The following is a 21245-nucleotide window of genomic DNA, read 5'->3' as shown; positions in this document are numbered from 1 at the left end:
CGACCTAAACGAAGGGCTTCAATGTTATGGAAATCAAGAACAAGGCTACACGCATAAATCTATTCAGTCTCAAGACTGTCCAGATGCGTACTTTTCACCTCACCTGGCTTTCATTTTTCCTGTGCTTCTTTGGCTGGTTCGGGATCGCACCGCTGATGCCGCTGGTGCGCGATGATCTGGGTCTTAGCAAAAGCGAAATCGGCAGTACCATCATTGCCTCGGTCGCGATTACGGTTCTGGTCCGACTTCTGATCGGACCGCTTTGCGACAAGATCGGTCCGCGCAAGACCTATACCGGTCTTCTGGTGCTGGGGTCGCTTCCGGTCATGCTGATCGGTCTTGCCGACAGTTATGAAACCTTCCTGCTTGCCCGTCTGGCTATTGGGTCCATCGGCGCATCCTTTGTCATAACGCAGTATCATACCTCCATGATGTTTGCGCCAAACGTTGTCGGGACGGCCAATGCCACGACGGCGGGCTGGGGTAACCTTGGCGGTGGCGTGACCCAGATGGTCATGCCAGCAATCCTTGCGATGGTTCTTGGTTTTGGCGTGGCTGAAACCATGGGCTGGCGCTTGGCGATGGTGTTCCCGGGTGCGATCATGCTGGTTGTTGCCGTGCTGTACTGGGTCTTCACCACCGATTGCCCGGAAGGCAACTATGCCGACATGCGCAAAAGTGGCGCGCTTAAGCCGGAAGACGATACTGCCGGTGCCGCCAAGGGCATGATGGCAGCCGTTTCCGATTACCGTGTCTGGGCATTGTTCCTGGTGTATGCCGCCTGCTTTGGTGTCGAACTGACGATCAACAACATTGCAGCGATCTATTTCTTCGACAAGTTTGAGCTATCATTGGCAACCGCTGGCATGATTGCCGGTCTGTTTGGTTTGATGAACATCTTTGCCCGTACGCTGGGCGGTGTGTTCTCTGACAAATTTGCTGCCAAGGGTGGCCTTTCGGGTCGTGTGAAATTCCTGTTCATGGCACTGTTCATCGAAGGCGTCGCACTTGTTGCCTTCTCGCAGATGGAAGCACTGGTTGTGGCCGTTTCGGTGATGATCGTCTTCTCGCTGTTTGTTCAGATGTCAGAAGGTGCGACCTTCGGGATTGTTCCGTTCGTTAACCGCAAGGCGCTTGGTTCTGTTGCAGGTATTGTCGGTGCGGGCGGTAATGCCGGCGCGGTCGCAGCAGGCTTCCTGTTCAAGTCCGAAGCACTTACCTATCAGGAAGGTCTTCTGTATCTCGGTCTGGCCGTGATCATCTGCTCGTTCGCAGCTTTGGCGGTACGTTTCTCGGCGGAAACCCAGGCCGAAGAAAAGGCACGCTTCGATGCGGCGCAGTCAGAACGTTTCGGAACTTCGGGTACAGCGCAGCCGGTTCCGGCTGAGTAAGATACGCTGTTTGATATGATCTTTTCGGGATGCGGTTCCGACCGCATCCCGAAACCAGTAATCCGGACCCGCAAACGGGACGGAGCATATAAAAAGATACGTCAGAGAGGCGCAGCCATTGCAGGCTGTAAGGGAGTTAGGGTTAGTTGGTGAAGCTGGAAGAATTCAACATTCTGGTGATTGACGAAAATCCGGACCGTGCGGCGATTGTCGAACGTGGTCTGGTTGAAAGCGGCTATACCCGCGTGGCCCGTATCGGCACGTCCCACAATCTGGTTGAACGCATTCAGGCGTTGGCACCAGACATCATCATCATCGATCTTGAAAACCCCGACCGCGATACGCTTGAACAGATGTTTCAGGTGTCACGCGCCATTGCGCGCCCGATTGCGATGTTCGTTGATCAAAGTGACGCATCCATGATCCACGAGGCGGTGTCGGCAGGTGTCAGTGCCTATGTGGTTGATGGCCTGCGTCAGGACCGCATTCGCCCGATTGTCGAAATGGCGATTTCACGGTTCAACGTCTTTGATCAGCTGCGCCGCGAACGTGATGAAGCGCAGGCAAAGCTCAATGAACGCAAACTGATTGAACGGGCCAAGGGCATCCTGATGAAAGAAAAAGGTCTGTCCGAAGAAGATTCTTATGCGCTGTTGCGCAAAAACGCCATGAAGCAAAATCGCAAGATTTACGAAATCGCGCAAAGCGTCATCACGGCGTTTCAGTTGGAGTTTTGATGGATGGCTAACAAGGTTCGTCTTGGTTTTGTTCCACTGGTCGATTGTGCCATTCCGGTGGTGGCGCGCGCCATGGGGTTTGCCCAGCAGGAAAATATCGATCTGGAACTGGTCCGTGAAATGTCATGGGCGGCCATTCGTGACAAGCTTTCCTTTGGCATGTTCGAGGCAGCCCATCTTTTGGCGGGAATTCCGATTGCTGCACGGCTTGGGCTTGGCGGACTGCCGGTTCAGAACATCGTCGTGCCGATGGCGTTGGGCCGTGGTGGTAATGCGATTACGGTCTCGACCCAGCTTTATCAACGTATGTTGGAGGCCGACCCGAATGCGATGCTTGGGCCGCGCGGGCGGTCCGCAAGGGCGCTTAAAAAGGTCATTGATGAAGACAAGGCCGAAGGGCGCCCGATCCTGTCCTTGGCCACCGTGTTTCCGTTCTCAAGCCATAACTATGAGCTTCGCTATTGGATGGCGGCAGCCGGGATTGATCCGGACATGGATGTGAATATCGGCGTGATCGCGCCGCCGCGCATGTTTGACAGTCTGCGCAATGGCTGGGTGGATGGTTATTGCGTTGGTGAACCATGGAACCAGCGGGCGGTGTTTCACGGTGATGGTGTGATTGTTGCGCTTAAGGACGATATCTGGTCACGAAGCCCGGAGAAGGTTCTTGGTCTGCGGGAAGACTGGGCGCAAAGCAATCCGGAACTTGTTTCTGCACTTGTGCGTGCGCTTGTCCGGGCTGCTGAATGGGCAGACCAGCCGGGGAGCCGTGTGGAGCTGGCCCACATACTGTCTGAGGAGGCGAATGTCGGCGCGCCGTTTGAAGTGCTTAAGGCATCGCTGAGCGGTAAGCCGGTGTTGCGTCCGGGGGAGCCGCCCATTGATCTGCCTGACCGCCACGTTTTTTACCGCTACACCGCAACTTTCCCATGGTTGTCGCAGGGGCGCTGGATTGGCGAACAAATGAAGCGTTGGCGACAAATTCCCCAAGACACGGATCTTAAAGCCGTCATTCCCGATGTCTTCCGGCCGGACCTTTATCGAACGGCAGTTGCCGGGCTGGATGTTCTGGTTCCGCAGGATGACTGGCGCGTTGAAGGTGCCGCAGACGCACCGGATCGATCACTTGTTGGTATGGATCAATTCCTTGATGATACGATTTTCAAGGCAGAGTTCTGAGCCGAAAGGTGGCTTTGGCCGCCCTGCAAATCTGATGAGCTGACCGGTTCAGGGCGCAAAATTGTGCCGCGCGTAAAACCGGTTGAGTTCACTTTGCGTCGGGGCCTGGCCGCAGAATGTTTCGACATAGCCCGGAATGCGTGCCATGCGCACGGCCAGGTCTTCGTTTGCTTTCATCGAGATATAGCCAATCTGTACCAGATAGATCGCACGGGCGCGGACGTCGGCCATGCGTTCTTCCTGTCCAAAATGGATGAACAATTTGGCGAGCGCATCAAGGCGATGCTGATCGGCCTTTTCAATTTCAGCCCTGACATCGTCGGACTGCATCGACCAGCTGCGCACGGCAAATTCAAGACGCGAGTCAAACAGGTCGGGCATCAGCCAGCAATCGATGATGTTCAGCATCGCCTCCGAGACGGTTTCGGCATAGGCCTCTGTCTGTTTGATCAGATTGCCGGTGTTCTTTTCGCGCCACAGATCAAGCAGCGCACCCAGCAATTCCTTCCGGTCTTTGAAAAACCAATAGAAGCTGGTGCGTGACAGGTTCAGGCGCTTTGCCAATGGCTGAATCTTCACGCCATCGACACCGGTTTCAAGCAGGGCGTCATAAGCCGCATTCAGCCAGACCTCGGCCGATCCGCGCCAGCCGCTATTTTGCCCGGCGCTGTTTTGCTCGGCGATATCTTCAATCAGTTCTTCCATGGACGTTTCCTTAGCAAACTGCCCGGATCGCGACAAGCAGAGTGTACATGAATGTATTCAAAATATACATGAGTGAACTTAAAATTGACATAACTGTACATTTCTGAATATCGTCATGGGCAGAGAGTCCAAACCGGAGCCCCGCACATGTCCAACGATCCGCTTCTTCAGCCTTATCAGCTTAAACATCTGACGCTGCGTAACCGCATCATGATGACGTCGCACGAACCGGCCTATCCCGAGGATGGCATGCCAAAGGACCGTTATCGCGCCTATCATGTCGAACGCGCCAAAGGCGGTGTTGCCATGACGATGACGGCGGGGTCGGCTGCGGTGTCAAAGGACAGTCCGCCGGTTTTCAACAACCTGCTGGTCTGGAAGGATGAAGTCGTTCCGTGGATGAAGGATCTGACCGACGCGGTGCATGAACAGGGTGCTGCGGTTATGATCCAGCTGACCCATCTTGGCCGTCGCACGCGTTGGGACAAGGCAAACTGGTTGCCAGTGGTATCCCCATCGCACAAGCGCGAAGCCGCCCACCGGGCCTTTCCGAAAAAGATGGAAGACTGGGATATCGAACGCATCATCAAGGATTATGCCGATGCGGCCGAACGCATGAAGGCAGGCGGTATGGACGGGATCGAGCTTCAGGCCTATGGCCATCTGATGGATCAGTTCTGGTCACCGCTGACCAACAAACTTGATGGTCCTTATGGTGGCAGCATTGATAACCGCCTGCGCTTTACATTTGATGTTCTGACCGAAATTCGCAAACGCGTCGGGCCAGATTTCATTGTCGGTGTGCGCTATACCGGCGATGAAGACCTTGAGGGTGGATTGACCAAGGAAGATGGCCTGTCGATTTCCAAACGTCTTAAAGACAGTGGCATGGTCGATTTCCTCAATGTCATTCGCGGGCATATCGATACGGATGCCGGACTGACCGATGTGATCCCGATTCAGGGCATGGCGAACTCGCCGTATCTGGATTTTGCCGGTGAAATTCGCGCGGCCACAGATTTTCCGACATTCCATGCTGCCAAGATCCCCGATGTTGCGACTGCGCGCCATGCGATTGCATCGGGCAAGGTCGATATGGTCGGCATGACGCGCGCACACATCACCGATCCGCATATTGTCCGCAAGATTATTGAAAAGCGCGAAGATGAAATCCGCCCATGCGTCGGGGCCAACTATTGCCTTGATCGCATCTATCAGGGCGGGTCGGCCTATTGCATCCACAACGCCGCAACCGGGCGTGAGCTTTCGATGCCTCAAATCATCGAGGCGGCAGAAACCCGCAAGAAGGTCGTGATCGTCGGATCTGGCCCGGCGGGCATGGAGGCCGCCCGTGTTGCTGGCGAACGTGGTCATGAAGTTGTTGTCTATGAAGCCGCCCCCAATCCGGGCGGGCAGATCCGCCTGACCGCACAGAATGAACGCCGCCGCGAAATGATCAGCATCATTGAATGGCGCATGGCTGAATGCACCCGACTTGGCGTGAGTTTCCATTTCAATACCTGGGCCGAGGCCGACACGATTGTGGCCGAAAACCCCGATGTGGTGATCATCGCCACCGGGGGCATGCCCGATACCGAAGTCCTGTCAAAGGGCAATGATCTGGTTGTGTCGACCTGGGATATCATTTCGGGTGACGTCAAGCCGGGTGCCAATGTTCTGGTTTATGATGATGCCGGGGATCATGCCGGTTTACAGGCAGCCGAACTGATTGCCAAATCAGGGGCCAAGGTCGAAATCATGACCCCGGATCGGTCATTCGCGCCCGAAGTCATGGCGATGAACCTTGTGCCCTATATGCGCAGCATGCAGAAGCTTGATACCACCTTTACGGTGACCTATCGCCTTGAAGCGGTGGAAAAGCAGGGAAATCAACTCATTGCACATGTCGGCAGTGACTATGGCGGGGTTGTCAAGCAACGCATCGTCGATCAGATCGTGGTCAACCACGGCACCATTCCGCTTGATGATATCTATTTTGATCTCAAGCCCGGCTCATCGAACCATGGTGAAATGTCGCATGACGACCTTCTGGCCGGAAAACCACAATCGGTTGTCCGCAATCCCGACGGGACCTATCAGCTTTTCCGGATTGGCGATGCGGTGTCCGCACGCAATACCCATGCGGCGATCTATGATGCATTGCGTTTGTTAAAAGACGTCTGATGTGTGCGGCAAGCGTGGCTATGTGTCACGCTTGCCGTTTCCCCTAATTTCAGGCGGCATCAATCAGCCAGTCGACAAATATGCGGGCCTTTTCGGATGCGCGCGGATGGACGCGCAGATAAAACCCCATGGGGGATGGGATTTCGTCAGGCACAAGTTTGATCAGGCGCCCGTCTTCCAGCAGAGGCCCAACCAGTTCGTCCCAGCCAAGCACCGCACCGACGTCATCCTGCGCGGCCTGTAATGCAATCGTGTAATTGTTGAGCTTAAAGCTGCGGCCTTTTGGGGCCGGGCGTCCCAATGCGCGGAACCAGTCGGTCCATGTTGTCCAGTCGGTTTCCTCGTTATGCAGGTGGATCAGGGGCGCACGCAGCAGATCATCAATCGTTTCGACGTTTTGTTCGGCCTTAAACGCCGGTGTGCCGATGGCGGCCACGCGATCCTGAAACAGTTTGTAGTATCCGTCCGCCCCATCATCAGGGTTGCTGTAATGGATGCTGAGATCGCAATACCCGGTCATGCCGGGCACATCCGAGACAATTTGCGAGACCGTAATATTGGGATGAATTTTCCAGAAGGCGGCAATTTTTGGCGTAAGCCAAAGTGAACTGACCGCCGTTGTCGTGCGGATTGTGACATCAACCGTTTCGGGTTGATCGCGCAACTGAATGACCGTATCGGAAATGGTTTCAAAGCCCCGTTGCAGGGCAACGAGAAGGAAGGCGCCTTTCTCGGTCAGCTCCACCCCTCGGTTGCGGCGAATGAAAAGCGCACTGCCAATATCGGCCTCAAGCGCCTTGATCTGGTGGCTTACAGCCGCTGGCGTCACATTAAGTTCCGCCGCCGCATCCTTGAAGCTCATGTTGCGACCAGCTGCCTCAAAGCAGATCAGGGCATTTATCGAAGACAGATCATATGGGCGGGCCAAGAGCCTCTCCTGAAAACAGAGCAGGGTAACTTAGGTGAGTTTTTCAGATTAGCTGAGCTAAACCAAGATGAAAATTAATGCCGTTGTAAATCGTGGCATGAAGTTCACACTTTTGGTTGCTTCCAACCATCAAGAAACGGATTTCCGCCATGCCCGTTATGCCGCATTCAGTCCAAGAGCTTTTGGCGCGTCGCGTTCCCGGATATTCCCTGGAACAGCCGTTCTATACGGATCAGTCGATCTTTGAGCTCGACCTTGAAAACATTCATTACAAGGAATGGCTGTTTGCGATCCCAGCGTGTGAAATTGCCAAGGCGGGCGATTACGTCATTTATGAAGTCGGTGCTTATTCCGTCGTGATCGTACGCGGCAATGATCAGGTGGTGCGTGCCTTTCACAATTCATGCCGCCATCGCGGGTCGGTTCTGTGTAAAACGAAAAAGGGCCGGAATCCAAGGTTGGTTTGCCCGTATCACCAGTGGACCTACGACCTTGATGGCAAGTTGCTTTGGGCGCGTGACATGGGGCCGGATTTTGACAATTCAAAATTCGGGCTAAGCCCGGTTCATTGCCGGGTGATCCACGGGTTGGTTTACATTTGTCTGGCTGAAAATGCGCCGGATATCGAACCGTTCGCCAAGGCTGCCGAACGCTATCTTGCGCCACACGATCTTGAAAATTCCAAGGTCGCGTTTGAAAGCACGATTATCGAAAAGGCCAACTGGAAGCTGGTCTGGGAGAATAATCGGGAATGCTATCACTGCGGGGGCAACCACCCGTCTTTGTGCCGGACCTTCCCGGAAGATGCGCGTGCGATTGGCAGTACGTCCGATGGTGTTGTGGCCAGTGTGCTTGATGATCATGTGGCCCGCTGCGAGGCGGTTGGCGCGCCATCTGCCTATCAGATGGCCGATAGTGGTGAATGGCGTCTGGTGCGTGTGCCGCTTTTGGGGGAAGCCGAAAGTTATACTCTCGACACCAAGGCGGCTGTCAGCCTGCCGAACTCCAACATCCCGTTCAAAAATGCCGGATCGCTTTTGAAGTTCCATTATCCATCGACCTGGAACCATTTCCTGTCTGATCATGCGCTTGTTTTCCGTGTGACGCCGATCAGCCCGATGGAAACCGAAGTCGTCACCAAATGGCTTGTGCACAAGGACGCGGTTGAAGGCCGTGACTATGATCTGAAACGACTGACCGAAGTCTGGCTTGCGACCAATGCCGAAGACAAGGAAGTGGTCGAAAACAATCAGCGTGGCATTGCGACACCAGCCTACAAGGTTGGTCCGTATTCCGAAATCCACGAAGCCGGTGTTGCCCAGTTTGGCAACTGGTATGCGAAAACCCTGCTGGACAGGCTGACCCAAACCAGATTGATCGCGGCGGAGTAGGGCGATGTCTGTGATCGAGAAACCAAAGCTTGCCTTCTGGTCGGACTCCGAGGAACTGGAATGTGTTTCGTTCCTGCCAGAAGCCCCCAATGTCATGACATTTTGCTTCCAGTCGGTATCGGGCGCGTTGTTTAGTTATGACCCCGGGCAGTTTTTGACCCTCGAGCTGCCGGTGCCGGGCGGGCCGCTTTATCGGACCTATACGATTTCATCTTCGCCATCGAGGCCGACATCCTTGACAGTAACGGTCAAGGCGCAGGCGGGTTCGGTCGGCACGCGCTGGATGCTGGATCATTTGCGTCCGGGCGTGCGCATTCGGGCCAAGGGGCCGGCGGGCAGCTTTTCACTGGTTAATCATCCGGCGGATAAATATCTGTTCATTTCGGCGGGGTCGGGTATCACGCCGATGATGTCGATGACGACCTATCTTTATGACGCCGGGCGTGATCCCGACATTGTATTCGTCAATTGTGCAAAACGCCCCTCCGAGATCATCTTTCGCGAACGCCTGGAACACAGCGCGTCGCGGATCAATGGTATTGCCCTGAAATGGGTGGTTGAAGAAGCCGATCCCTACAAGCCGTGGACCGGGTATTTGGGGACGTTCAATCAGCTGATGCTGGGTCTGATGGCGCAGGATTATCTTGAACGTGGAGTGTTCTGTTGCGGACCGGAACCGTTCATGCAGGCCGTGCGCGAGGTTCTTGTCGGGCTTGGCTATGATATGGATCGCTACCATCAGGAAAGCTTCCACGCGCCGACGTTGGAAGCAGAAGAAGTGCCAGATGATGTCGTGCCTGATGAAGACAGCAAGGCGGTCATCGCATTCACCGCATCTGGCATCACGGCAAATTGCACCCAAACCGATACCGTCCTTGCCGCGGCGCGCACGGCAGGCCTTGTGATCCCGTCAGGCTGTTCGATGGGGATTTGCGGGACGTGCAAGGTGCGCAAGACCGAAGGGCAGGTTCATATGGTCCACAATGGCGGGATCACGGACGACGATATCGAGGAAGGCTATATCCTTGCTTGCTGCTCGAACCCGATCGGGCAAGTCACCATTGATGCCTGATCAGGGCTGGGCCGTCGGAACCGTGTTTCGGTATTCCGACGGGTTCATGCCGATTTCGGCCTTGAAGGCATGAATGAAATGCGATGCGTCGCAAAAACCGGTGCTAAGTGCGATCTGGGTGGTGGTTTTTCCCGTTTCGCCAAGCAGCTTCTTGGCGGCATCAAGCCGGATGCGCAGCGCCGCTCGTGACGGTGAAATGCCGATATCGGCATTAAACGCGCGTTCGAGCTTACGGCGTGTGACGCCAAGTTTTTCGGCCATTTTGGCGACGGTTTCGGGCGACTCAATATTCTGGCGCATTCGCAAAAGCGCCTTTTTCACCAGTGGTTCGCGGGCAACCAGATCGGTCTGAAAGCCCGGCTGCGGATTTTCGCCGGTCATGGCCTCGTTAATGATCATGATACTCAGGCTTTTGGTCGCCGCCGTGCGGCCGATGTGTTTTTCCACCACCCAGGCCGCCAGATGCGCGGCCCCATGCCCGCCCGAACAGGTCAGGCGATCCCGATCGACGACAAAGATCTGATCGGAAACCGGTTGGGCGGCTTCGAACCGTGCGACGAATTCGTCATGGTGAAACCAGCTAACACAGCATCGGTATCCTTCAAGCAGTCCCGCCTCATACAGCGCGAAAACACCGGTACACAAGCCAATCAGATTTTTGCCCTTGGCCGCAGCCGCCTTGAGATAGGCAATGCAATCAGATGAAAACCCGCCCTGTTCTTGAATTAGGCCGCCGACAACCACGATATAGTCGTAGTCACCGGCATTGCGCAGACGCGTGTCAGGCTGCACCTTGACCCCGCAACTTGATCGTACCGGGTTCATGGTATCAGACAGCACCGTCCAGTCGCAGTGAATGGGCCGCGAACGGTCGGCTTCATCGGCCGAAAGACGCAAGACATCGACAAAACTGGCAAACGCTGTCAGCGTGAAATTGTCTGCCAGCAGAAAGGCGACGCGAAGGCGCTTTTTTGCATTGGGTTTGCCGGGGTTTGATCCCGGGCTCGAAAAAGAGTTCATGGCAAAAATATACAATGAAATTGTCGCAATTATCCAGTCCGCAGAGCATGGACATTGATAGAGTTCCGGCAATGGTAAATCGGGGGATCGTATAATCATGACCCATTTTTCTGCGCTATCGCTTATCAAAAACGCCCTTAGCGGCCAAAAGAACTGGGAGCCGCAATGGCCCGACAGTGAGCCGAAGGCCGAATACGATGTCATCATCGTCGGCGCGGGTGGTCATGGTCTTGGTGCGGCTTATTATCTGGCCAAGGAACACGGCATCACCAATGTCGCCGTGATCGATAAGGGCTGGCTTGGCGGTGGGAACACCGGCCGTAACACGACGATCATTCGGTCGAACTACCTTTATGATGAAAGTGCCAAGCTTTATGACCATGCACTTGATCTGTGGGATGGCCTGAGCCAGGAACTGAACTACAACGTCATGTATTCGCAGCGCGGCGTTCTGATGCTCGCGCACAACGTTCATGACGTTCAAAGCTTCCAGCGCCACGTACATGCCAACCGCCTTAACGGTGTCGATAACGTCTGGCTGTCAGCCGAGGAAGCCAAGGAATTTTGCCCACCCCTCGATATTTCGCCGACTGCGCGTTACCCTGTCGTTGGCGCGGCGCTTCAGCGTCGCGCAGGAACCGCGCGCCACGATGCGGTGGCATGGGGTTATGCCCGTGGGGCGGCAGCACGCGGTGTTGATATCATTCAGAACTGCCCGGTAACCGCCATTCGCCGTGGCCCGGATGGCCGTGTCACCGGTGTTGAAACCGCCAAGGGTTTCATTGGTGCGAAAAAGGTTGCTGTTTCGGCCGCCGGTCATACCTCGGTCGTGATGGATACGGCAGGTGTTCGCATGCCGCTTGAAAGCTATCCGTTGCAGGCGCTGGTGTCCGAGCCGATCAAGCCGATCTTCCCCTGTGTGGTCATGTCCAACAGCGTGCATGCCTATATCAGCCAGTCTGACAAGGGCGAGCTCGTGATCGGGTCGGGCACCGACCAGTACACCAGTTATTCCCAGCGTGGCGGCCTGCCTCTGATCGAGCATACGGTTGCCGCGATCTGCGAGATCTTCCCGATCTTCAACCGCATGCGCATGCTGCGTAAGTGGGGTGGTATTGTCGATGTGACCCCGGACCGTTCAGCCATCCTTGGCAAGACGCCGGTACCGGGTCTTTATGTCAACTGTGGCTGGGGTACCGGCGGGTTCAAGGCAACCCCGGGTGCCGCCCATACACTGGCATGGACCGTGGCAAAGGATGATCCGCATCCGGCCAACGCGCCCTTCACCCTTGAACGTTTCAGCACCGGCCGTCTGATTGACGAAGCCGCTGCTGCCGCTGTTGCGCACTAAGGAGACCGGACATGCTTCTGATCCATTGCCCCTATTGCAATCAGACCCTGCCGGAACTGGAATTTACCTATGCCGGCGAAGCGCATATTGCACGTCCGGCCGATCCGTCGTCGGTCAGTGACGAAGAATGGCGTGATTTCCTGTTCATCCGCACCAACGTGAAGGGCCCGCATTATGAACGCTGGCGCCACTTCCATGGCTGCGGTCGATATTTCAACGCCGTGCGTGACACTGTCAGTGACCGGTTCCTGATCACCTATAAAACCGATGATCCCCGTCCTGAACTGTCCAAACTGTTGGAGAAATCGAAATGAGCAGCTTCCGCGTTTCCGGGCGTGGTCGCGTCGATCACACCCAACCCATCCAGTTCACCTTTGACGGCAAGAAGATCAAAGGTTTCAAAGGCGATACCATTGCATCGGCATTGCTGGCCAATGGCATTCACCTGATGGGTCGCTCGTTTAAATATCACCGCCCGCGTGGTGCCGTGACGGCCGGTTCGGAAGAACCGAACGCACTGGTCGGCACGCGCCGTGGTCCGGGCCGGTTTGAGCCAAACACCCGTGCGACTGTTCAGGAAATCTGGGACGGTCTTCAGGTCAACAGCCAGAACCGCTATCCCAGTCTGTCATTCGACATTGGTGCGATCAATGACAAGGCCTATATGCTGTTTTCGGCAGGGTTCTATTACAAGACCTTCATGTGGCCGAAATCCTTCTGGGACAAGGTCTATGAGCCGTTTATTCGTGCGGCGGCCGGTCTTGGCGTTTCGCCGACCGAACCGGATCCAGATCACTATGCTTCGCGCTACCTGCATACCGATGTTCTGATCATTGGTGCTGGTCCTGCCGGTCTTGCTGCTGCCCTTACGGCGGCACGTGCCGGATCGCAAGTGACCCTTGTTGACGAAAACCCCGAAGCGGGTGGTTCGCTTCTGTCTGAGCCGTCGGCCGTGATTGAAGATGTGCCAGCATGGGATTGGGTTGCCAAAACCGTGGCGGAACTCAAAGAGCTTGGCGTCAAAGTCATGACCCGCACGACGGCGATTGGCTATTACCACCAGAACATGGTTGGTCTGTGTGAAAAACTGACTGATCACTTGGCCAGCCCGGATGCAGAAACCCCGCGTGAACGCATGTGGCGTGTCCGCGCCAAGCAGGTTGTTCTGGCGCAAGGCGCACTGGAAAAACCGCTGGTATTTGATGGCAATGACCGCCCGGGAGTGATGCTTGCCGGTTCGGCCCAGACCTACATCAACCGCTATGGTGTGCGGGTTGGCAACAAGGCTGTCATCGTCACCAGCCATGACAGCGCATGGTACGCAGCCTTTGATCTGGCCGATGCGGGCACCACCATTGCTGCCATCGTCGATACCCGTTCCGAACCGAATGCCGATCTGATTGCCGAGGCCACCAAACGCGGCATTCGCATCATGGCCGGTCATACCGTGACCGGCACCGAAGGCCGCCTGCGTGTCAAATCGGTTCGGGTCAACCCGGTGACCGGATCGACGGTCGGTCAGGCTGAAATAATCGGATGTGATTGCCTTCTGATGTCGGGGGGCTGGACGCCGTCGCTGCATCTGTTTTCCCACACCAAGGGAACGCTTAAGTGGGACGACGAACGCCAGACCTTCTTGCCCGATCACAAGGCAGAAGAATGCGAAATCGCCGGTGCGGGCCGTGGCTTGTGGGGCATTGAAGCGGTCCTGAATGACGGTGCGGAAATGGGCGCGGCTGTGGCCAAAAGCCTTGGCAAAAAGGCCAAGGCGGCAAGCTACGGCGTTGCCAATGACCGTTCGGGAACCGGTGTCAGCCACAAGGAACTGCCGACCGATCTGGATGCTGGCAAGGCACGTGCCTTTGTCGATTACCAGAACGACGTGACGGCCAAGGACCTTCGTCTGGCGGTACGCGAAGGCATGCGTTCGATCGAACATGTCAAACGCTACACCACCAACGGCATGGCAACCGATCAGGGCAAGATGTCAAACATCAACGGCCTCAATATTGCCTCTGACGCATTGGGTGTGCCGCAGCCGAAAGTCGGTCTGACGACTTTCCGTCCGCCTTACACCCCGACGACCTTTGGCGCCTTCTGTGGTTATCACAAGGGCAGTCACTTTGAAGTGACGCGTAAAACCCCGATCGATAGTTGGGCCGAAGAAAACGGTGCCGCTTACGAGCCGGTCAGCCTGTGGCGCCGTGCATGGTACTTCCCTAAAGACGGCGAAGACATGCATGCAGCCGTGTCGCGCGAATGCCTTGCGACGCGTGCGAGTGTCGGCATCTTTGATGCATCGACCCTTGGCAAGATCGAGGTGGTTGGCCCGGATTCGGTTGAATTCATGAACCGCATGTACACCAACCCCTGGACCAAGCTGGCACCGGGGCGGGCACGTTATGGCCTTCTTCTGGGCGATGACGGGTTTATCCGTGATGACGGTGTCATTGGTCGTCTGGCCGATGATCGCTTCCATGTCACAACCACGACCGGTGGTGCGGCGCGTGTTCTGAACATGATGGAAGACTACCTTCAGACCGAGTGGCCGGACCTTGATGTCTGGCTGACTTCAACGACCGAGCAGTGGGCGACCATTGCACTGAACGGCCCAAATGCGCGCAAGGTGCTTGAGCCGTTTGTCGAAGGGTTGGATATGTCTGATGAGGCCTTCCCGCACATGTCAGTTGCCGAATGCCGCGTGGGTGGCTTCCCGGCGCGCTTGTTCCGCATCAGCTTTACCGGCGAAGTCGGCTTTGAGGTCAACGTTCCGGCCCATGCCGGTCGCGCCCTTTGGGAAATGCTGTTCGAAGCAGGCAAGAAATACGATATCTGCCCCTATGGGACTGAGACCATGCACGTGCTGCGTGCCGAGAAGGGCTATATCATTGTCGGTCAGGACACCGATGGCACAGTCACCCCGCATGATGCCGGGTTGAGCTGGGCAATCGGTAAAATGAAACCAGACTTCGTTGGCAAGCGCGGTCTCGCGCGTCCGGACCTCGTTGCCGAAGGCCGCAAGCAGTTGATTGGTCTTCTCACCGAAGATGGCAAAACCAAGCTTGAGGAAGGGGCGCAGATCGTTCTTGATCCGAACCAGCCCAAGCCGATGAAAATGGTTGGTCACGTGACATCAAGCTATCACAGCGATGCCGCAGGTCGCCCGATTGCCATGGCGCTGCTTGAAGACGGTTTCAATCGTATGGGTGAAACCATTTACATTCCGATGCCAGATCGTGTGATCAAGGCGACCGTCACCGGGACCGTGTTTTACGATCCCGAAGGCGAACGGTTGAAACTCTAGGCGGGGAACAGAAAAATGACGGTACTTACACACGCATTTACGCCAGGTCCGATCGTTGCTTCCGGGCAGGTTAAACTGACCCTGATGGCACCTGTTGCCCGTTTCTCGCTACGTTTGCGGGCGGCCAATATTCCGGCCGTATCCAAGGCGATTGGTGTTGATCTGGCAACCACAGTTGGCGTACGTGCGGCCAATGGCACGACTGAGTCCATCTGTCTCGGCCCGGATGAATGGCTGATTATTGCCAAGCCGGATGATGCCGACACAGTGACGAAGGTGTGCGCGGATGTCTATGCATCGGCAACCCACAGCCTGACCGAGGTGTCAGCCCGTGAAGTCACGGTACGCATCGAAGGCGAACGTGCGAGCGAGTTGCTGACCATCGGTTGCCCGCGCGATATCGACAGCATCCCTGTTGGTGGTGGCTGCCGCACAGTGATTGACGGTGTTACGGTTGTTCTTTGGCGGGATGCCGAGCAAAGCTTCCGCATGGATATCTGGCGTTCGTTCGCCCTGCACATCATTGATCTGCTGTGTACCGGCTGCAAGGAATTCGCGGCAGAATAATCTGCATTGGGGCGGGGTTTTGGTGATTGCCATCCCCGCCCTTATTGTATCCAGGCAAACGTATTAGGTTGAATGTGGTGTCCTGGTGATACGAAACTGCGCATCAACTTGTCTCAGGTGATTGAGGCCGCTAGTGTTTGCTGCAAACGCAGCCACCGAAAGAAGCCCCAATGATACGTTCCGTCCTTGCCCTTCTTGATATTCGCCCGGCCTACACGGCCATGTTGGCAGAACGCCACGATCTGCATCGTTATGACCTGGTTCCGGACAAGCAGAAATTTCTTGATGAAATGGGCGATCAGATCAGAGCCGTTGTGACATCCGCGCGGTTTGGTGTTCCGGAAGACTTGTTGGCGCAACTACCGAACCTTGAAGTCATTACAAGCTTTGGCGTTGGGTATGATGTGTTTGATCTTAAGGCACTGCGTGACCGCGGCATTCGTCTTTCAACCACACCTGACGTTCTGACCGAAGACGTTGCCGACACGGCGATCATGTTGATGCATGCAACCTTGCGGAAGCTTGTTTTGGGCGACGACTGGGTACGCAGTGGAAAATGGGCCGCAAAAGGTTCGATGGCATTGACCAGAAGTATACGCGGCAAGAAGCTCGGCATTGTCGGGCTGGGCCGGATCGGACAGGCAATCGCATCACGCGCAGTTCCAAGCGGTGTCGAGGTCGGCTATTTCGGACGCAGCAAGAAGGATGTCGAGTACCGGTTCTTCGACGATCTGACTGCACTCGCGACATGGTCGGATATCTTGGTGTTGTCGTGCCCCGGTGGGGCCGCGACCAACGGGATCGTTAATGAAGCGGTGCTTGATGCCCTTGGCAAAGAGGGTGTCGTGATCAATATCGCACGGGGATCGGTGATTGATGAACCGGCTTTGATTCGGGCGTTGCAGCACGGGTTGATTGCCGGCGCGGGACTTGATGTGTTCGAAAATGAACCGGATATCGATCCGGCCTTTGCCAATCTTCATAACGTTGTGCTCTATCCGCATCTGGCGAGTGGAACGGTGGAAACCCGCGATGCCATGGGCCAACTGGTTGTCGATAATCTTGATGCGTGGGACGAACGCCAAGAATTGATCACACCGCTTGTTTAGTTGATCGGTTGATCTGCCAGTCGGACAGGTTGAAACAGGCTTGTGTCAACGTGTCACTGTGCCATTCTGTCGCCCATCTATTTTCCTGTTATCGAGGCCACCCCATGACTTTCAAGCCCCAGCACCAAGCCCCTACAGACGCCGCCGAGCGTCGCGCGATTAAGCCGGTCGTTGTATATCCCAACGGAACCTTGCCCGAGCCTGACTTTGCGACCTTGGCCGAATTCAAGGCATCAATGAAGAAAGTGAACGAGGTTATCGTTCCGCCGCGCGATGCGCGCACGTTTCATGTGCCCAAGGGATACTTTTTCCGCATTGTCAGTGTCGATGGGCCGCAAGTCGGTGATTTGAACCTTTGGAATGCCAATGACCTGAAGGAACGGTTTTTCAGCGGCAAAACCCGTGCCCTGCATCGGACCCACCTGACCACAGGCGACCGTTTGTGGTCCAACATGCCCTATCTGCGTTCGATGGCGCTGATCAGCGAAGATACCCTTGATTGGTATGGTTTTGATGAGGACGGCGGCAGTGTGCATGACGTGATTGGCACGCGCTGCGACCCGTTCACCAACCGGTTGCTGTCAGGGAATGATTATCACCATTGCTGCCATTCCAACCTGTGCCGGGCATTCAGGGACGAGACCGGCATGTCGATGCAGGAAGCCGATCACTATGTGCATGATGTGTTGAACGTCTTCATGTGCACCGGCTTTACCAAGGACACCCATCAGTATTTCATGAAGGCAAGCCCGGTACGCCCGGGGGACTATCTTGAAATGTTTGCCGAGATCGATTTGCTGGGCAATTTGTCGACCTGTCCGGGTGGCGATTGCAGCACCGGCCATTCAAGTGATGAGGCCGCCTGTTATCCGCTTAAGGTCGAGATCTATGAAACCGATCCGGCCTTGCAGGATAAATGGGATTGGCCAGCGCCCAGTGCGTATCAGCACCCTTAAGCCTTAAAACAAACCCCCGTCGAAGATACCGACGGGGGTTTGTCGTTTCCTGGTGTGTCAGTTTTAGCGATCGCGTAACTGCCCATTGACCGTGACCGACTTGATCACGGCAAAGACCTTTTGATGGGGTTGCAGTTTTAAGCGTGATCCCGACCATTTCGTGATGCGGGCATGAATTTTGGGACGGCCACTGGTTTCCGCCAGAAGGGTGGCGTCCGCATCCTGACCAAAGCACATGGTCACATCGATGGTGTCACCGGGCTCGTCACTGATTTTGGTGACGGTGACGGGAATGATGTTGTTCGCACTGATATCGTGCGGCGGGGTGCGGGCAATCATCACATCACGGGCACGAATATGCAGTCGGACACGATCACTTTTCGGACGGCCAAGATAGGGCACGACAAGTCGTTGCCCGCCACATTCAAGGAAGCTGACCTCGGCCTTGGGATCACGACTGACAATCCGGGCGGCCAAAACCGTTCCGGCGTCAAAGCGCCCGGCAAGCGGCGCCAAGTCCGTGCGGCCCAGCATTTCAAATACCGACCCGGTCGCAAGTGTTTTGCCCTGATCAATGATTACCATGTGATCGGCAAGGCGGGCGACCTCGTCAATCGCGTGGGTGACATACAGGATCGGTATTTTGCGATGATCGCGCAACCATTCGAGGTACGGCAGGATTTCCTGTTTGCGGGCGTGATCAAGGGCCGAAAGCGGCTCATCAAGCAGCAATACGTCCGGATTGGACAAAAGCGCACGCCCAAGTGCCACCCGTTGCTTTTCCCCGCCAGACAGAAGGTTGGGTCGGCGATCCATCAGATCCCAGATATCAAGCATCTCGAGGATGGCCTGTTGTTCATCCTGTGGCAGTTTGTGGGGATTGCGGCGTGCACCGTAAAACAGGTTGTCGCGGACCGATTTATGCGGGAACAGGCGATTATCCTGAAACACGCAGCCAACCCGACGCTTTCGAACCGGAAGGTTGATGCCACGCGAATGTTCAAAAAGCACATGGTCGTTGATTTGAATATGGCCGCGATCCGGGCGCACCAAACCGGCAATCATGTTAACGAGCGTCGTCTTGCCGCTGCCAGAAGGGCCAAACAGGGCAGTTATCCCCGGTTCAGGAATATTGAACTCGGCGGAAAGCCTGAAAGTCTTGAGACTGCGTTCAACATTGACACCGATGCTCATGACGCGGCCCTCTTACGAATACGACGGAGCGCCAATTCAGACAGAAGCAACCCGGCAAAGGCCAAGCCGATCGAAAGAGCCGCCAAACGTGCCGCGGCCAGTTCACCGCCCGGTGTCTGGATCGCAGTATAGATCGCCAGTGGCAGGGTGCGGGTCTCGCCTGGGATGTTTGATACGAACGTGATGATCGCACCAAATTCGCCAAGGCTTGCGGCAAAGGCCGTGATGGCACCGGCAATGATACCGGGGAGTGCCAAGGGTAGTGTCAGCGAAAAGAATCGGTCAATCGGCCCGGCGCCAAGGGTTTCGGCAGCCTGATAAAGACCCGGATTGACGTTCTCCAGGCTCAGCCGGATGGCGCGGACCTGAAACGGGAAGCTTACGATCGCCGATGCCAGTGCCGCGCCCGTCCAGCTAAAAACAAAACGCAGATCGAATGTTTCATACAGCCAAGCGCCCAACGGTGCCCGTGTGCCCAAGGCAATCAGCAACAAATAGCCCATCACAACCGGTGGCAGGATCAGCGGTAGATGCACAATCGCATCAAGAATAAAGCGCCCTGGAAACCGACCGAGGGCAAGCGCAGTTGCGACGATGATGGCAAAGGGCAGTGCACAAGCAACAGCAACGCCTGAGATGCGCAAGCTTAGCAGAAGTGCCTCGATTTCGGCGGGGGTTAAGCTGATCATTTTCCGGGCACGTTGGCTTGCGTTGTTGCAACGGGTTCAAAGCCATAGTCGGCAAAAATGCGGCCCGCGTCATCCCCCAAAAGCCAAAGTAGGAATTTCATGGCTTTGGTTTCGGACTGATCACCTGTCAGGGCAACAGGATAGGTAATGACCGGGTGACTGTTTTCGGGGAAGGTGCCGATGCTTTTGACGTTATCTGAAATGCCGGCGTCAGTTTGATAAACGATGCCAATCGGTGCTTCGCCCCGTTCAACCAGCGCCAGGGCCGCACGAACATTGTCAGTACGCGCAAGCATTGGTGCGACCGTTTCCCATTGCCCCAAAGATGTCAGTGCCTGTTTGGCATAAATCCCGGCAGGTACGTGGTCCGGGTCGCCGACTGCAATGCGATCATTGGGTCCGATCAATGTTGTCAGGTCTGAAGTATCGCTAATTTTAATCGGGCTAAGATTGCTATCTTTGGGGGCGACAATAACCAGACGGTTTGTCAGCAGGTCATGACGGCTGCCGGGGACAAGCAAACCCTGATCATTTAACCAGGTCATCCATTTCTCGTTGGCAGAGATGAAGATGTCGGCCGGTGCCCCTGCGGCGATCTGGCGCGCCAATGTCGAGGAACTTGCCAAGGACAGGCGGATTGTATCACCGGTTTCCTTTTCATAGGTGGCGGCCGCAGTTTCAATGGCATTGGTCAGGCTCGCAGCGGCAAAGACAGTGATATCGCGCGCACGGGCCGCTGTTGAGATGCTGCCGACGAATACGACCGCGATCAGAAAGAAGGCGACTGCAGATGGCAATGGGGATCTAAAATGGGGCATAGGGACCCGTAACTTAAGAAAAAGGGCGCGTTTGCATCACTATAGCCGAAATCAGTTTTGTTGCCACACATGACAAGGCCCGCCACAGGGCGGGCCAAAGGTTATCCGATTTCGCGATGGAAACAGCGTTCAGGAACAGACCGCCGCGCGCAGGGGATCGTCGGCATCCATATCAAACCATTCATTCATCGCGGTCGGGAAGCCGTTGCTGTCAAGTGACGTATCGGGCGTGATATAGCCACGCCGTCCTTGCGCACAATCAACAAGATGGGTCAGGGCAAGGGTTTCGCCGCCCTTGCGCAGCAGCAGGGTCATGACGCGTTTTTCATCGGGGTTTTGGGGATTGGATACCAGTTTTTCGCGATCAATCGCCGTAAAGCGGTTGGTCGGTGCGGAAACCAGTGTCCATGGCGCGAAAATGTTTTCGTCAGTAAAGGTCTGAATGACGCTGATGGTTTGAGGCAGGCGGGCCTCGTAGCGATCAAACCATGTGTATTCATCCCAGATCATGTAGCCAAACATCGCAATCGCTGCGACGAGCGGAATGACATATTTCGGTGCCTTGCGGCCCCAAAGCCGGAACAGCAACATGACCACGCCAGCCGACGCAAACCCGATAACAACGGTTGAGAAGATAAAGACGTACATAG

General features: G+C 55.7%; 19 protein-coding genes. 12 read left to right on the top strand and 7 right to left on the bottom strand.

Annotated elements, in window-relative coordinates:
• Nucleotides 1-83 precede the first annotated feature (83 nt).
• The 3 genes from TH4_RS01335 (at nt 84) to TH4_RS01325 (ending at nt 3307) form a co-directional block, all read left to right on the top strand.
• Nucleotides 84-1391: an MFS transporter gene (locus TH4_RS01335; RefSeq protein ID WP_245227666.1), complete on the top strand. Its 1308-nt coding sequence runs from the start codon at nt 84-86 to the stop codon at nt 1389-1391.
• A 149-nt stretch (nt 1392-1540) separates the two neighbouring features.
• Entirely contained in the window at nt 1541-2128 is a 588-nt protein-coding gene (locus TH4_RS01330; protein ID WP_008889538.1) for an ANTAR domain-containing response regulator, read from the top strand.
• 3 nt (nt 2129-2131) lie between these two features.
• The gene (locus TH4_RS01325; protein WP_064779625.1) at nt 2132-3307 is read left to right on the top strand and encodes a CmpA/NrtA family ABC transporter substrate-binding protein; all 1176 of its coding nucleotides are present in this window, start codon (nt 2132-2134) and stop codon (nt 3305-3307) included.
• Between the two features lie 48 nt (nt 3308-3355).
• Here TH4_RS01325 and TH4_RS01320 read toward each other — a convergent pair whose 3' ends face one another.
• A complete protein-coding gene (locus TH4_RS01320) occupies nt 3356-4012 on the bottom strand; it encodes a TetR/AcrR family transcriptional regulator (protein WP_064779624.1) in 657 nt (218 codons plus the stop codon).
• A 147-nt stretch (nt 4013-4159) separates the two neighbouring features.
• Here TH4_RS01320 and TH4_RS01315 point away from each other — a divergent pair, with 147 nt between their 5' ends.
• The gene (locus TH4_RS01315; RefSeq protein ID WP_064779623.1) at nt 4160-6196 is read left to right on the top strand and encodes an NADH:flavin oxidoreductase; all 2037 of its coding nucleotides are present in this window, start codon (nt 4160-4162) and stop codon (nt 6194-6196) included.
• Nucleotides 6197-6245: 49 nt separating this feature from the next.
• Here the strand turns inward: TH4_RS01315 and TH4_RS01310 are convergent, their stop codons facing one another.
• Nucleotides 6246-7124, bottom strand: a complete 879-nt coding sequence (locus TH4_RS01310) for a LysR substrate-binding domain-containing protein (RefSeq protein WP_064779622.1) — start codon at nt 7122-7124, stop codon at nt 6246-6248.
• 149 nt (nt 7125-7273) lie between these two features.
• Between TH4_RS01310 and TH4_RS01305 the strand changes: the two genes are divergently transcribed.
• Both TH4_RS01305 and TH4_RS01300 read left to right on the top strand, forming a co-directional pair.
• Entirely contained in the window at nt 7274-8515 is a 1242-nt protein-coding gene (locus TH4_RS01305; RefSeq protein ID WP_008889543.1) for an aromatic ring-hydroxylating oxygenase subunit alpha, read from the top strand.
• A gap of 4 nt (nt 8516-8519) precedes the next feature.
• A complete protein-coding gene (locus TH4_RS01300; protein WP_008889544.1) occupies nt 8520-9587 on the top strand; it encodes an FAD-binding oxidoreductase in 1068 nt (355 codons plus the stop codon).
• Here the strand turns inward: TH4_RS01300 and TH4_RS01295 are convergent, their stop codons facing one another.
• Nucleotides 9588-10607: a GlxA family transcriptional regulator gene (locus tag TH4_RS01295; protein WP_081579278.1), complete on the bottom strand. Its 1020-nt coding sequence runs from the start codon at nt 10605-10607 to the stop codon at nt 9588-9590.
• 97 nt (nt 10608-10704) lie between these two features.
• On the opposite strand from TH4_RS01295, the gene TH4_RS01290 reads away from it, so the two are divergent.
• The 6 genes from TH4_RS01290 to TH4_RS01265 all read left to right on the top strand — a co-directional run bounded on the left by TH4_RS01290 (nt 10705) and on the right by TH4_RS01265 (nt 17894).
• Nucleotides 10705-11958 carry a sarcosine oxidase subunit beta family protein gene (locus TH4_RS01290; RefSeq protein WP_008889546.1) on the top strand — a complete coding sequence of 418 codons (1254 nt, stop codon included), beginning with the start codon at nt 10705-10707 and terminating at the stop codon, nt 11956-11958.
• A gap of 11 nt (nt 11959-11969) precedes the next feature.
• Nucleotides 11970-12272, top strand: coding sequence for a sarcosine oxidase subunit delta (locus TH4_RS01285; protein WP_008889547.1), 303 nt, complete (start codon nt 11970-11972; stop codon nt 12270-12272).
• A complete protein-coding gene (locus tag TH4_RS01280; protein WP_008889548.1) occupies nt 12269-15262 on the top strand; it encodes a sarcosine oxidase subunit alpha in 2994 nt (997 codons plus the stop codon). Before TH4_RS01285 ends, TH4_RS01280 begins: the two co-directional genes overlap by 4 nt.
• 15 nt (nt 15263-15277) lie before the next feature.
• The gene (locus TH4_RS01275) at nt 15278-15829 is read left to right on the top strand and encodes a sarcosine oxidase subunit gamma (protein ID WP_008889549.1); all 552 of its coding nucleotides are present in this window, start codon (nt 15278-15280) and stop codon (nt 15827-15829) included.
• A 170-nt stretch (nt 15830-15999) separates the two neighbouring features.
• Nucleotides 16000-16938, top strand: a complete 939-nt coding sequence (locus TH4_RS01270) for a 2-hydroxyacid dehydrogenase (RefSeq protein WP_008889550.1) — start codon at nt 16000-16002, stop codon at nt 16936-16938.
• 104 nt (nt 16939-17042) lie between these two features.
• Nucleotides 17043-17894, top strand: a complete 852-nt coding sequence (locus tag TH4_RS01265) for an urea carboxylase-associated family protein (RefSeq protein ID WP_008889551.1) — start codon at nt 17043-17045, stop codon at nt 17892-17894.
• Nucleotides 17895-17957: 63 nt separating this feature from the next.
• On the opposite strand, the gene modC is transcribed toward TH4_RS01265, so the two are convergent.
• From modC to TH4_RS01245, 4 genes are all read right to left on the bottom strand, one after another.
• A complete protein-coding gene (gene modC, locus TH4_RS01260) occupies nt 17958-19088 on the bottom strand; it encodes a molybdenum ABC transporter ATP-binding protein (protein WP_008889552.1) in 1131 nt (376 codons plus the stop codon).
• Complete coding sequence (gene modB / locus TH4_RS01255; RefSeq protein ID WP_083952665.1) at nt 19085-19777, bottom strand: molybdate ABC transporter permease subunit; 693 nt, start codon at nt 19775-19777, stop codon at nt 19085-19087. The genes modC and modB overlap by 4 nt, the downstream gene beginning before the upstream one ends.
• Nucleotides 19774-20574 (bottom strand): molybdate ABC transporter substrate-binding protein, encoded by an 801-nt coding sequence (gene modA, locus TH4_RS01250; RefSeq protein WP_245227665.1) that lies wholly within the window; start codon nt 20572-20574, stop codon nt 19774-19776. Before modA ends, modB begins: the two co-directional genes overlap by 4 nt.
• A gap of 150 nt (nt 20575-20724) precedes the next feature.
• Complete coding sequence (locus TH4_RS01245; RefSeq protein WP_008889555.1) at nt 20725-21243, bottom strand: hypothetical protein; 519 nt, start codon at nt 21241-21243, stop codon at nt 20725-20727.
• Nucleotides 21244-21245 lie beyond the last annotated feature (2 nt).

Origin of the sequence: Thalassospira tepidiphila MCCC 1A03514, from assembly GCF_001662875.1 — a bacterium.
GTDB lineage: Bacteria > Pseudomonadota > Alphaproteobacteria > Rhodospirillales > Thalassospiraceae > Thalassospira > Thalassospira tepidiphila.
The sequence above is the reverse complement of the archived record's forward strand: the minus strand, read 5'-3'. Positions and strand labels throughout refer to the sequence as shown.

Coding starts and splice junctions, on each gene's coding strand:
- TH4_RS01295 (WP_081579278.1), bottom strand. CDS start 10,607: ATGAACTCTTTTTCGAGCCCGGGATCAAACCCCGGCAAACCCAATGCA.
- TH4_RS01265 (WP_008889551.1), top strand. CDS start 17,043: ATGACTTTCAAGCCCCAGCACCAAGCCCCTACAGACGCCGCCGAGCGT.
- TH4_RS01245 (WP_008889555.1), bottom strand. CDS start 21,243: ATGTACGTCTTTATCTTCTCAACCGTTGTTATCGGGTTTGCGTCGGCT.
- TH4_RS01285 (WP_008889547.1), top strand. CDS start 11,970: ATGCTTCTGATCCATTGCCCCTATTGCAATCAGACCCTGCCGGAACTG.
- TH4_RS01305 (WP_008889543.1), top strand. CDS start 7,274: ATGCCCGTTATGCCGCATTCAGTCCAAGAGCTTTTGGCGCGTCGCGTT.
- modC (WP_008889552.1), bottom strand. CDS start 19,088: ATGAGCATCGGTGTCAATGTTGAACGCAGTCTCAAGACTTTCAGGCTT.
- TH4_RS01280 (WP_008889548.1), top strand. CDS start 12,269: ATGAGCAGCTTCCGCGTTTCCGGGCGTGGTCGCGTCGATCACACCCAA.
- modB (WP_083952665.1), bottom strand. CDS start 19,777: ATGATCAGCTTAACCCCCGCCGAAATCGAGGCACTTCTGCTAAGCTTG.
- TH4_RS01290 (WP_008889546.1), top strand. CDS start 10,705: ATGACCCATTTTTCTGCGCTATCGCTTATCAAAAACGCCCTTAGCGGC.
- TH4_RS01300 (WP_008889544.1), top strand. CDS start 8,520: ATGTCTGTGATCGAGAAACCAAAGCTTGCCTTCTGGTCGGACTCCGAG.
- TH4_RS01315 (WP_064779623.1), top strand. CDS start 4,160: ATGTCCAACGATCCGCTTCTTCAGCCTTATCAGCTTAAACATCTGACG.
- TH4_RS01335 (WP_245227666.1), top strand. CDS start 84: ATGCGTACTTTTCACCTCACCTGGCTTTCATTTTTCCTGTGCTTCTTT.
- TH4_RS01320 (WP_064779624.1), bottom strand. CDS start 4,012: ATGGAAGAACTGATTGAAGATATCGCCGAGCAAAACAGCGCCGGGCAA.
- TH4_RS01325 (WP_064779625.1), top strand. CDS start 2,132: ATGGCTAACAAGGTTCGTCTTGGTTTTGTTCCACTGGTCGATTGTGCC.
- TH4_RS01275 (WP_008889549.1), top strand. CDS start 15,278: ATGACGGTACTTACACACGCATTTACGCCAGGTCCGATCGTTGCTTCC.
- TH4_RS01270 (WP_008889550.1), top strand. CDS start 16,000: ATGATACGTTCCGTCCTTGCCCTTCTTGATATTCGCCCGGCCTACACG.